The sequence below is a fragment of the Desertivirga arenae genome (genome assembly GCF_017355785.1).
GTDB classification, from domain to species: domain Bacteria; phylum Bacteroidota; class Bacteroidia; order Sphingobacteriales; family Sphingobacteriaceae; genus Desertivirga; species Desertivirga arenae.
Genome location: NZ_JAFEWE010000002.1, coordinates 326,957 through 338,998, shown reverse-complemented (window position 1 = coordinate 338,998; position 12,042 = coordinate 326,957). Strand labels below are relative to the sequence as shown.

General features: G+C 43.2%; 8 protein-coding genes and 1 pseudogene. 7 read left to right on the top strand and 2 right to left on the bottom strand.

Going from position 1 to position 12,042, the window contains the following annotated elements; all coding sequences use genetic code 11:
- The first annotated feature begins 4 nt into the window (after nucleotides 1-4).
- The 3 genes from J4N24_RS25680 (at nucleotide 5) to J4N24_RS05415 (ending at nucleotide 7,273) form a co-directional block, all read left to right on the top strand.
- The gene (locus J4N24_RS25680) at nucleotides 5-136 is read left to right on the top strand and encodes a hypothetical protein (protein ID WP_256439353.1); all 132 of its coding nucleotides are present in this window, start codon (nucleotides 5-7) and stop codon (nucleotides 134-136) included.
- 475 nt (nucleotides 137-611) lie between these two features.
- A complete protein-coding gene (locus J4N24_RS05420) occupies nucleotides 612-7,019 on the top strand; it encodes a T9SS type A sorting domain-containing protein (protein WP_207532644.1) in 6,408 nt (2,135 codons plus the stop codon).
- A complete protein-coding gene (locus tag J4N24_RS05415) occupies nucleotides 7,016-7,273 on the top strand; it encodes a hypothetical protein (protein ID WP_207532643.1) in 258 nt (85 codons plus the stop codon). The genes J4N24_RS05420 and J4N24_RS05415 overlap by 4 nt, the downstream gene beginning before the upstream one ends.
- A 177-nt stretch (nucleotides 7,274-7,450) precedes the next feature.
- Here J4N24_RS05415 and J4N24_RS05410 read toward each other — a convergent pair whose 3' ends face one another.
- Entirely contained in the window at nucleotides 7,451-9,265 is a 1,815-nt protein-coding gene (locus J4N24_RS05410) for a PAS domain-containing sensor histidine kinase (RefSeq protein ID WP_207532642.1), read from the bottom strand.
- A gap of 171 nt (nucleotides 9,266-9,436) precedes the next feature.
- Between J4N24_RS05410 and J4N24_RS05405 the strand changes: the two genes are divergently transcribed.
- The 4 genes and pseudogenes from J4N24_RS05405 (at nucleotide 9,437) to J4N24_RS05390 (ending at nucleotide 11,007) form a co-directional block, all read left to right on the top strand.
- On the top strand, nucleotides 9,437-9,850 hold the full coding sequence (locus J4N24_RS05405) for a response regulator (RefSeq protein WP_207532641.1): 414 nt from the start codon (nucleotides 9,437-9,439) through the stop codon (nucleotides 9,848-9,850).
- Between the two features lie 250 nt (nucleotides 9,851-10,100).
- The gene (locus J4N24_RS05400) at nucleotides 10,101-10,298 is read left to right on the top strand and encodes a dihydrofolate reductase family protein (protein WP_207532640.1); all 198 of its coding nucleotides are present in this window, start codon (nucleotides 10,101-10,103) and stop codon (nucleotides 10,296-10,298) included.
- A gap of 24 nt (nucleotides 10,299-10,322) precedes the next feature.
- Nucleotides 10,323-10,676, top strand: a pseudogene (locus tag J4N24_RS05395) (dihydrofolate reductase family protein); the annotation flags it as partial.
- A 145-nt stretch (nucleotides 10,677-10,821) separates the two neighbouring features.
- Nucleotides 10,822-11,007 carry a hypothetical protein gene (locus J4N24_RS05390; protein ID WP_207532639.1) on the top strand — a complete coding sequence of 62 codons (186 nt, stop codon included), beginning with the start codon at nucleotides 10,822-10,824 and terminating at the stop codon, nucleotides 11,005-11,007.
- On the opposite strand, the gene J4N24_RS05385 is transcribed toward J4N24_RS05390, so the two are convergent.
- Nucleotides 11,002-12,021: an LLM class flavin-dependent oxidoreductase gene (locus J4N24_RS05385; RefSeq protein WP_207532638.1), complete on the bottom strand. Its 1,020-nt coding sequence runs from the start codon at nucleotides 12,019-12,021 to the stop codon at nucleotides 11,002-11,004. The genes J4N24_RS05390 and J4N24_RS05385 overlap by 6 nt on opposite strands.
- Between the last annotated feature and the right edge of the window lie 21 nt (nucleotides 12,022-12,042).

Sequence of the window (12,042 nt, the reverse complement as noted above, 5' to 3'; positions counted from 1 at the left end):
GGATTTGGGGAGACTTTCCTGGATGTTCATCTGGCTGCTTTCGATGCTATGTATTTTCTGGATGCATCTGGTGATCTCTAAGATGATGGCCAGACGCTCACCCGATCTGACCGATAAGTTCGAACATGTGCCATAAGCATTAAGTTGAAAAAATGTTAAAATATATTTTGCTTGATAGGATTTATCCCTATATTAGCAGTCACAAATAATTGTGATAAGGTTTAGGTTGCCCTGGCGCTCTCATAGTATCAGGGCTTTTTTATGCGCTATGTTTTCCTATGTATCTACATCTATCTCTTCTCAAATTATATTTTTCCTCGCTCTTTGTTTTAAAAATGCTATAACTTTTGTTTATCTTTTTTTTCGTACTGATCAAGTATTGTTACGTTCTTGATTTTTTGTTTCAATAAGATTAATAAACTTGCCTCATGTTGCGTAATTACTTCCACATTTTCCAGATCTGGTACCCATGCTAAATTATTTAACTTTCCTGAAATCGCCCTTAAAAGCGGTCTTTAAAACGTTTTAGATCCTGCTTGGCATGTAAAATAACTAATGGTTAAGAGCTGGCACAGTTTTTCCAGAAGGTTTGTGTATTTTACATTTATTTGATGAGTTTACTAAAAGACAGCAGATGCCTACTGTTGCTTTGTTTAGTATCCGTATTTACCAGCCTTAGAACATTAGCAAGCGTTATCATTACCCCTGCAACGGGTGGTATTGGTTTGTCTGCTGATAAGTCGGCGGGTAGTAGTGCAGATAGCTATACAACAATAGGGGATATTATTATCAGTAGTGGTGCGACAGGTGATTTCGCACTTAGTCAATCAAACAAGGATTTTGTATTAACGGCTCCTGCAAACTGGCAGTTTAAGGCAGGAACAGGTAATGTAATTATTTCCGGGCCAACCCTCACTTCGGCTACTATTGCGGTAACTGCTACAACGATCACGGTTACTTTTAGTACAGGAAGTGTTAGCTCTGCCTCCAATTCAATAACCATTAGTGGCATACAGGTGAAGGCGAGCGTTAAGACTACTCTAAGTACTAATAATATTATACGAACGTCTGGTTCGGCAAATATTATTGGTTGGGGCTATGCAGCAAATTGTGGAAGCTTATCACAAGTGCCCGGAAATTTTGTAAAGCTGCAATTGTTGCTTCCGGGCGAGACAAGCACACCCGGAACAAGCACCGGTAAAACGGGAACTCCTACTCCGTGGACGGCAGGAGGGACGGTTACTACTGTTATAGTAAATGCGGTAGACGAAAACTGGAACAGAGTTACTACTATAACGGATGTTATTGCAATGGCAGGGACCGATCCTAACGCAACCTGGCCGGCTAATACAGCTTTATCTGGAGGAACAAGATCTTTTAGTGTGACCTTGAGAACGCCGGGCACACAGACAATTACCGCCTCAAACGTCACAAGTTCAGCTATACCATCCAGTACAAGTCCTTCCTTTACAGTTAATGTTGGTGCTTTTAGCAAATTACAATTGCTGCTTCCGGGAGAGATTGCTGCGCCTGGCACGTCTACCGGTAAGACAGGGACTCCCACAGCTCGAACTGCCGGCAGCTCCTTTACAGTCACTGTAAATGCGGTAGATGCGGTTTTTAATATTGTGAGTTCTGTTACCGATCAGGTTAGGGTCACTTCAAGCGATCCTAACGCTGTCCTGCCTTCGAATGCTGCTTTAAATTCAGGTACAGGAACTTTTACAATCACCCTTAGAACAGCTGGTGCAAGAACAATTTCTGCAACGGATGTTACTGATGGTGCTAAACAGGGGAACACCAGTCCGAATACAACAGTGAATACCGGCACATTTACGAAGCTTCAGATATTGCTGCCCGGGGAAACTGCAGCTCCAGGAACTGTTTCAGGAAAAACAGGTTCAGCCACGGCTTGTTCGGCTGGAAGTGCTATTGCAGTTGTGGTGAATGCAGTTGACGATTGCTGGAATAGGGTTTCTACGATCACAGATAACGTAGGGCTAACTTGTACGGATGCAAATGCTACAATACCCGCAGCCGCTGCCCTGGCTACAGGCAACAGAACTTTTTACAACCTTACACTCCGCAAAGTAGGGACCACTACCATTACGGCTACCAATCTTAGTAATAATAGTATTACTCCCGCTGTTAGTGGACCGGCGACAGTTAATGTTGGCCCATTCTACGCGCTACAGCTATTACTGCCTGGTGAAACAGCTAACCCGGGCACTTCTGCCGGAAAAACGGGATCACCAACAGGAATTACTGCGGGTGCTCCTGTGAACATTATAGTTAATGCTGTTGATCGGGCTTATAATATCGTTTCTTCAGCTACAGATATCGTAAAAATTGCCTCTTCGGATGTCAATGCTGTTCTGCCTGCTAATGCCGCTCTTAATTCAGGTACCTCGAGCTTACAAGTAACCTTAAGGACTGCAGGGTCCTGGTGGATATCAGCATCTGATGTAACAAACGCTTCAAGAGGAGGAAGCAGAAGCCCTAATGCTACCGTGAGCCCTGGTGTAGTAACGCGGCTACAAATCATCCTGCCGGGCGAAACTGCTGCCCCTGGAACAAACGAAGGGAAAAAAGGAGTAGCAACAGCTAATCCCGCAGGCTCGGGTTTTTATTTAAGAGTAAATGCTGTAGACGCCTGCTTTAACAGAGTAACTACGGTAACAGATGTGGTTAATTTAGCAATAACTGATGCTACAGCCACCACTCCCGCAAATGCCGCCCTTGCTGGCGGTACTAAATCTGATTTTATAATAACTCCGAGAACACTTGGCTCTCAAACAATAACTGCTACAGATGTAACTAATGGTAGCATCCTGTCAACTACGGCAACCTTTACTGTGAAGACCGGGAGCTTTACGAAATTGCAGCTGCTAATGCCAGGAGAAACCGCTGCTCCTGGTACCTCAACCGGAAAAACTGGGACTCCAATCGCGCAAACGGCAGGCTCATCTTTTTCTATTACCGTAAATGCTGTAGATGCAGCATATAATATTGTGAGTACAGTAAGCGATGTGATCAAATTTGGGTCTTCTGATACTTATGCTGTGCTGCCTGCTAATTCAGCTTTGTCTTCTGGCACCAAATCCTTCCCGGTAACACTGCGGACCGCCGGAAGTCGCTGGGTTGCAGTAAGTGATGTTACAGATGGTAGAAAGGGCGGTTCGCAAAGTCCGAATATTAACCTTAATACAGGAAGTTTCAGCGCCCTTCAGCTGTTATTGCCCGGTGAGACGGCTGCTCCGGGTTCTGCTACCGGAAAGATCGGAAATCAGAACCCGCCTGCACGTAATTCTCCCTTTCAAATAACTATAAATGCCGTCGACAATTGTTTCAACAGGATCGCTTCGGCCACGAATACCATTACCTTAACGTCATCAGATGCGCTTGCAAGCTTGCAAGCTCCGGGTGCACTCACTAGCGGAACCAGAAATTTTGCAGTTACCTTAAAAACTGCCGGAACGCAGACGATAACGGCGTCTGGAGGGCCCTCGCCGGTAACTGTCTCTGTACTTGATAATGTTAGTCCGAGCAATGCAGGTGATTATTTCCGATCGGTAGCCAGTGGAAACTGGATAGATGCAGCCAGTTGGCAAAGTTCTGCCAATGGAAGTACAAACTGGCATGCTGCTACTTTGGTTCCAGGCACTTTGGCTTCTGGTATCACTATTTTGGAAGGAAATATCATTACCGTGAATTCGAACATTACGGTGGATCAGGTAAGTATTCAAAGCGGAGGACAGGTGAATATTGCTTCAGGGGTGACCCTTACTATAGCAGACGGTCCAGGAACTGGAGACTTTGAAGTTTCGGGTATCTTGAATAACGCAGGGGCCATAACTACCACTGGCACCTTGCTTATTGGAAGTACCGGGAAATATCAGCATGCCTGGACTTCCAATCCCGGAACTATTCCCACAGCTATCTGGGCAACCGAATCGACCTGCGAAATAATGGGATACACGAGTGCGACAGGAACTATTACCAATGCAAATCAATCCTACTATAACCTGATCTGGAATTGTCCGGGACAAAATATATCAGCAAATGGAGTTTCTATGGGAGGGACATTTTCGACTGTGAGCCTTACCGTTAGTTCAACAGGTTCGGGAAATATGCAGCTTGGAAATACAGGTGGGAATGTAGTTGTAACAGGAGATTTTATACAAACCGGAGGAACCTTGGTCATGAATAATTCAAGTGCCGCATTGGATATGAACCTTGAGGGTAGCTTTATTATGACAGGCGGAACCTTTCAAAGGGGCAATGGTACGGGACGTCTGAACTTCAGTGGTGCAACAGTGCTTCAGAATTTTGTTAAGACAGGCGGAGCTTTTTCCGGTGCTGTTCAATTTGCGGTAAATCCAGGGGCGCGCGTTGACTTTGGTACAAGTATCCTTGATGCCGGGAGTTCTTCCTTCATTTTAAATGCTGGTGCAACTCTTTATACTGCTAATCCCGCTGGGATTGCAGCATCTGGCTCCAGTGGTTCTGTTCAAACCTCAACAAGAACTTTTAGTACGGCTGCAAATTATGTGTACAATGGTAATGATATTCAGGTAACAGGTTCAGGCCTACCCCTAACAGTCAACAATCTTACCATTGATAATCCACTTACTGTTTCTTTTCCTGCTACTAATGCTACCTACACGATAGCAGGAGCACTTGATGTGAAAGATGGGATTTTGGATCTAAAGATGAATAATCTTGCCGCGGGCGCAGGCTTCACAAATTCGGGGAACGGTGCGATCTATACTCAAAGTGTCGGTTCTTTACCATTACCGTCTACCAGGAGCTGGAGTTCTGCTATTTATTATAATGGCGCTGGCACACAAACTATTGTTCCCGGAATTTACACTGATATCTATCTCTCTGAACCTGGAATGAAAGTTGGCGGCAGTGGTACCCTATATGTCAGTGGTAACTGGACTTCCACTGATGCTGATATAGACTTTTCTCAAAATAACACTGCTGTTGTGTTTAATGGTACTAATCAGCTTGTTAATGATGCATCCCTGAATGGAATAACATTCAAGAATCTTAGTTTTAGTAACAGCGGTACGAAGAAGCTTGAATCAGGATCTTTTACCGTAATTAATGGTGGTGTGCTGTCTGTAACAGGTTCTGCTGTGCTTGATGCGAATGGAAATCTTAACCTTGCTTGCGATAATGTTGGTCATGCAAGTGTTGCCCCATTAACCGGCAGTGCTGACATTATTGGGAATGTAAACGTTAAGGTATTCCTTACCGGAAATAATGCCAGTAACTACCGGGGTACCAGAGGGATTTCAAGTCCTGTAAATGATACTCATCTAAGCAAGAAGACTTTCCAGCAACTGAAGGATTACATCCTTATTACAGGTCCCGGAAATACTTCTAATGGCTTTGATTTGGGTGGTACCAATGCCCCAAATGCGGTGACCCTTCAAACTTATTATGAACCTGGTTATGCTAATTCAACAAGCTATATTCCTATGCCTGATATTTACCAGTCTGCTACTCCGGGAAAAGGTTACCTTGTATTTTTCAGGGGAGACCGCAGTGATGATATAAATAAATTTAATTCGATTTCAGCACCTTCACCGGAAGATGTAACAGTGGTATTTACCGGACCATTAAATAAAGGAACCATTTCTGCTCCACTTACTAATTCTCATTTGCTTAAGCCTGCCTATCCTCATGACGACCCGAACAACGGTCTTAACTTGGTAGGTAATCCTTATGCTTCTGCAATTGACTGGAAATCAGTATTTGCTGCTTCTACAAACCTGGAAGATCAGATTAAGGTGATAAAACCAGGAGGAGGGGTGGCTACCTATATGAATGGTGTGCCTAATAATGCTCCCTCTTCGGGTTCAATGCAGTACATTCAACCAGGTCAGGCGTTCTATGTTAAAGTGAAGGATAGTGAAAATACCGGCACCATAAACTTTACGGAAAATTGCAAGGTAAATGGAATTAATCCTCCGCGCTTACTATCTGTTCCAGAGAAAGGATTACGGCTTCTTGCCTCAGCGACCAAGCCTACCATTGTTTCAACTGTTTCACCAACTTTGATCAGGCTGGCCATTTCAGATGATGTAAGCGAAGACGAAGCCACACTAGCTATAACGCCTGGTGCCTCTTTTACGGGGGAGGACGACGCGGCTTATATGCTGGGAAGTACGGTCAGTTTGGCGTCTTTATCCTCGGACGGCAAGAATCAGGCTATCAATTTCATGCCGCCCCCGCTGGAAAATACAACAGTCAAGTTATTTGTTTCAGCAACAGAAAGTAAGAGTGCGGTGATCAGCTTTAAATCTCTTCCCCAAAGTTTGAGCGTTAAGCTAAAAGACAATTACCTTGATAAAACTGTTAGCGCGGAAACCCCCGGAGGCTATACTTTCACCATCGATAAGGATGTTGCTGCGACGTATGGAAACAGTCGATTTGAGCTAATTGTTGGTCCTCCCGTAGTTTTAGCGCTCTCTATTCGTGATCTGAAATTGAAGAAGACGGATCAGGGAGCGAAGCTCGACTGGCGAATAACCGAGAATAAAAACCTTACTTACTTTGAGATCGAGAGGTCTGCAGAGGGTAAAATGTTTGAGAGCAGGGGTAGGGTTGTAATTGGTGATAACACACAGCTTAACTTTTCTTTTATAGATAGCAGTCCCTTATTTGGTCGTTCGTATTACAGAATTTGCGTTCATACAAGCGATGGCGAACGAATTTACTCTGACGTTAAAACTTTAGACTTCTCGCGATTAGCTTCCAATAGTCTTAATGTTTATCCAAATCCATCCACTGACAAGACCTATGTGGAATTTGAATCCCCTGAAAGTCCTGCTGTCTTAAGGATCTTCTCTCTTGCTGGCCAGAAGCTGATGGAGCGGAAAGTCAACGCCGGGGAAAGCCGGTTGGGAATAGACCTAAGCGGTATTGTTCCCGGAACTTACATTATTGAATTAAAACAAAGCACTAACACAAACTCTGTACAAAGAGCTAAACTGATTAAAGAATGATGAGATTTTTGAAAATAAAGAGCCCTGTCTCATTTCTTTATGTACTTGTGCTGCTAATATCATTAGCTGTTCCAAAGGATGCTGATGCTGAAGAGTGTGATCCTTTTTCCCTTGACCCTAATGCGACAAATGCCTGTGACGGGGGGGATGCCGACGGTGTGGAATCCCCTCTGGATGGAGGCTTATTGTTCCTTACTTGCGCGGGAGTGCTTTTGGCGGTGGTTAAACTGCGGGAGTTACCCTCCAACCTTTAGGTCATTATACAAATGGGTATATAAGAGTAGCCGTTTTCATCAGTGGGGACGGCTTTCTTATGGAAGGTAGGAAAAAAAAGATGCTTGAAGCAAAGGTTGGAAATAGCATTTTGGGGAGCAAAATTAATCAATGATCAATAATTCGCTGATAATAAGGAAGAAATAATAATTCTGAGACTACAATACAGGCAAAGTGAACCAAAATTTGCTGCCCATCCCTTCTTTACTTTCAACCCCTATTTCTCCTTTATGTCTTTTAATGATATCCGCACAGATATACAGCCCTAATCCTAAACCGGAGTACTGATAGCCTGAACTGTCGGCCCTGTAGTACTGGTCGAATAGATGGGGAACTTTCGTTTCCGGAATCCCGGGTCCGAAGTCCTGTACCTCCAATCTTAGGAAGTCACCACAGTTTTCTAAATGGATCCTGATCAGCTTGGACTGGGGAGCGTATTTTACTGCATTATTGATCAAATTATTTACCACCTGATCCAGCTTATACCGGTCGGCAAAAACTTCTGCATCTAATTCTCCGCTTAGCTGTACTGTGTAATCGCCCGTCATGGTAATATAATCACAGCAATCGCTGATCAGATCTGCTAACCTGAAGCGGGTGTAGTTCAGATGAAATTGTCCTGCTGTTATTCTTGAAACGTTCAATAAGCTCTCTACAAGATGTTGCATTTTATTTAGGCTTGTGTTTACCTTGCCTACAAATTGTGGTACACGGTCTGATCCTGGTTCGCTGCTTACCAAGCGTTCCAAAACCTGCATGGAAGCCTTAACGGTGGTCATAGGGGTTTTCAGTTCGTGACTTGCAACGCTTATAAAATCGTCTTTTTGTTGCTGCAATTGTTTAAACTCTGTTATATCAAGTACTGTCCCTAATATCCTAACGGGTTTATTATTTCTGAAATCTAATTTACCATTAATTCTTACCCATCTAACGGATTGATCCTCCCAGATAACCCGAGCTTCATATAAAAGCTTTCCTGTTATTAATGATGCTTCGTGAGCAAGCCGCCTCCCTTCCAGATCATCCGGATGAAAACGAGCAACTAATTGCTCTCTTTCTGCATGCTCGGTGTATCCAAATATTGCTCTAAAGCGATCAGATCCTTTTACTTCATTGGTAATTATATTAAAGGCAAAAGTGCCGATCTCAGCTGCTTCTATAGCCAAGCGAGCCCGTTCTTCAGCCTCCTCGATCTTACGCCTTGATAATACTTTTTCGGTAACGTCGATGGCGATAACCATGACTGAAGTGATTTCTCCGTTGATATCTGTGATGGGTTCATAAACAAAGTCGAGGTAAACATTTTCTGAGCGCCCGTTTCGCACGAGAGGTACCTCATGTTCACTGGCTCTAAATGAAACGCCAGTATTAAACACCTCCGAAAGGACAGGTCCATAGAGATCCTTAACCTCCGGAACAGCCAGCCAGATCGGCTTATTCTCAAGATCTTCTCTTTTTCGTCCGACGACTTCCAGGTACGATTCATTAGCCACCTGCACTATTAATTCCTCCCTGGCTATTATACAGATCCCTACGGGGGCCTGGTGGATCATATTATATAGTATTTCCCGGTTCTTTTCAACCTCCTGGCGTGAGCGCTCCAGCTCGGTTACATCGGTAGCAAAGCATAGAACGCTTTCAATCTCGTTCTCCTCGTTATGCAGAGGCTGATAAGTGAACTTGAAGTAGAAGGTTTGTAACCTGCCGTCCACAAAAAGATCGGCCCTGTCATTTTTAGAATAGTAAGTTTCGCCTGTGGCAAGTACTTGCCTGATTAAATCTGTAAAAGGCTGGTTATGCAGTTCGGGCAAGGCAAGTGGGAAAGGTTTCCCGATTACACTATTGTCTCTTCCCCAAGCCTTTAAGGTAGCTTCGTTTGCAACAGTAATAATCATTTCCTTACCTGTACAAACGTAAACTGGAAAGGGAGAGAGCTCAACTATTTTTCTAAAAATCTTATCTGTAAGATGCAATACCGTGGGATTTAATCAGTAGCTACGAAAATAAAGATTTGAAGTCCAAATAAAGGCGGTTTGCTGATTTATTACATTCAATTAAGGCGCTGGCTCAGCCTTGTAAAGTAGAATGTAAATTAATTTCACGGCATGATTTTCGAAAAGCCTTAGCTAATCTACCTACATAATATGCCCCAAATTATTCTTATTGATGATGAAACGAGCTTTCATCATGTCGCGAAAACCTTAATGAAACGGTATAGCTTTTTTGATGATCTGAAATGCTATACTAATCCTAAAACCGCTATTACCGACATTGTAGACGCCTATTATGGCAGTCAGGCCTTGCCGGGTGTTGTTTTACTAGATCTGATTATGCCCGATTTGAGTGGCTGGGATTTTTTAGAGATGTTTGAAAATCTGAAGGGCTTAATAGCACGGGATATACCTGTATTTATTATTACTGCTTCTGATGACCCGGATATTAAGTCGCGTTCTGGGCTTTTTTCGGCTGTTAAGGGCGTTTATTATAAACCTTTAACGCCGGCTACTTTAGAGTCTATCATTGCTGAAACCCGGAGGAGTACTTTTTTTGGATCCTGATCTGAAAGTGCCGTTCTTGTCTGATCTTTCTTTTTAGCCCTATAGTGTTGAGGAAAGTTGGGGATTTTTTCGATGAAACTGTGGATGATTTTCCTATGTTTGGGATTGGTGGCTGAGGCCTTGGAAGCTTGTCTGCCAATTTTTAAAATTTATTTTTTAAACATTAAAAGCATAAGCAGTTGGAGGATTGTATTTTGAGAGCTTAACACCACCAGCTTGAAACAGAATACTAAATTCAATACTAATCGATATGGGAAATATCATACAGTTTATGCATACATCACTTGATGGATTTGCTGCAACGAAAAATGGAGAGCTTAATTGGGTAAAGATCGATCAGGAGTTGTTTGACTTTGTAGGGGAAAGGATATCGAAAACTAATACGGCTCTATACGGAAGGCTTACTTTCGGGATGATGGAAAGCTATTGGCCTACAGCGGCTGACTAGCCTGCGGCCACTAAACACGACAAGGAACATGCAGCCTGGTATAAGAATGCTCGCAAAGTTGTTCTTTCCAATACACTGGATGAAGCAGCATTTATGAATACAACAGTTATTGGAAAAGACTATGTTACCGCTCTTCGGAAGTTAAAGGAGGAAACAAGCGGCGATATCCTGCTATTTGGAAGTCCCACCACTGCCCATTCCCTTCAGGCGGAGGACTTAATCGACGGTTATTGGCTTTTTGTTAATCCGGTAGTATTGGGAGAAGGAATTCCTGCGTTCAAGAATGTTAAAGACAAGCAAGCATTGAAATTGCTGAGTTCGCAAGTGTTTAGCTCGGGCGTAGTTTGTCTGGAACATGAAGTGCAGCGCGGGAGTTGAGGAAAAGTAGCGTGGTTGATTAGATAGTGATTAAACTAAACCTGAAACAATCAAAGGTAGCTTCTGTTGCTCTTTTGGCTTGTGCTGAAGTAGCACCTCTTCTCCTCATGCTTCTTAAATAGTAATTAACGCAATCGACATCACCATGATTAAAGCAGAAAAGAAATTAATTCCGGGACAGAACCTGAGGTACGTGGGAAAAGGATTTCCAGGATTTAAAAAAGGACAACCTTATATGATCTTTGTTGAATATAAAGGGATCCATCAGGTGCTGGTAAAATACAATGACCTAAATGTGATTGTAAATAAATATCATACCGAAGCTTTATGAAATAGCTTCGGTATTTAAATTTTTCATTATTTCTGCAAAAAGTCTGACTGATTTCAGGCGGTCTTCTAACGCATAAGTGGGCGATACTGCAATCAATTCATCCACCTGTGTTTCGGCTAGAAATTGCTGAACCTGTTTTTGAACCGTTTCTTTATTCCCTACGAAAGAATACTTCAGCATTTGTGATAGCAAGGGGTGCTTGAGCATTTCTTTTAGTTCTGGTGTTAATTCTGTAGGACGCTTTAGTGCTTCCGGAACTCCTGTTAGAACACCTGCGAACATCCGGATCAAGGTAGTGAACAGCCTTTCTGCTTCTTCATCCGTATCTGCCACAAAAACGTTTATTCCTGCTATGGTATAAGGTTTTTGCAAAAATTCCGAAGGTTGGAATTCTTCATTGTAAATTTTGAGTGCAGTTAAAAGATGCGTTGAAGCAAAGTGACTGGCAAAAGCATAAGGTAAGCCTTTTTTTGCGGCAAGATGAGCGCTGTCTGTACTGGAACCAAGAATGTAAAGAGGAACATCTGTTCCTTCAGCGATAGCCGCTCTGACTTTTGAGAACTGGTTCTCTATCGAAAAGTAGTCCTGTATTTTCTCTACTTCATCGGGAAATGCATGGGCCGCCTGCATGAAATCAGAACGGATAGCCTGGGAGGTCTGAGGATCTGTGCCGGGGGCTCTTCCCAAACCCAGGTCGATACGATCCGGGTATAAATGACCTAAGGTTCCAAATTGCTCTGCTACAATGAAGGGAGAGTGATTGGGGAGCATAATACCTCCTGATCCCACTCTTATTTTCTCTGTATTCTCAGCCACGTAGCCGATAAGGATAGAGGGAGCGCTGCTTCCGATATAACCTGAATTATGGTGCTCGGCAAACCAAAAGCGCTTGTAATGATGTTTCTCTGCTTCTTTTGCTAATACGAGGGAGTTATTAAGGGTCTCTTTTATAGTACTGCCTTGAGGAACAAGTGCAAGTTCTAAAATAGAATATGCGGTGTTTTGATTGTCCATAGTATGTATGTGAGTAAATTT

What these genes read in the sequence shown, in the direction of transcription:
- J4N24_RS05405 (WP_207532641.1), top strand. Translation starts at nt 9,437, where the DNA reads ATGCCCCAAATTATTCTTATTGATGATGAAACGAGCTTTCATCATGTC.
- J4N24_RS05385 (WP_207532638.1), bottom strand. Translation starts at nt 12,021, where the DNA reads ATGGACAATCAAAACACCGCATATTCTATTTTAGAACTTGCACTTGTT.
- J4N24_RS05420 (WP_207532644.1), top strand. Translation starts at nt 612, where the DNA reads ATGAGTTTACTAAAAGACAGCAGATGCCTACTGTTGCTTTGTTTAGTA.
- J4N24_RS05390 (WP_207532639.1), top strand. Translation starts at nt 10,822, where the DNA reads ATGATTAAAGCAGAAAAGAAATTAATTCCGGGACAGAACCTGAGGTAC.
- J4N24_RS05415 (WP_207532643.1), top strand. Translation starts at nt 7,016, where the DNA reads ATGATGAGATTTTTGAAAATAAAGAGCCCTGTCTCATTTCTTTATGTA.
- J4N24_RS05400 (WP_207532640.1), top strand. Translation starts at nt 10,101, where the DNA reads ATGGGAAATATCATACAGTTTATGCATACATCACTTGATGGATTTGCT.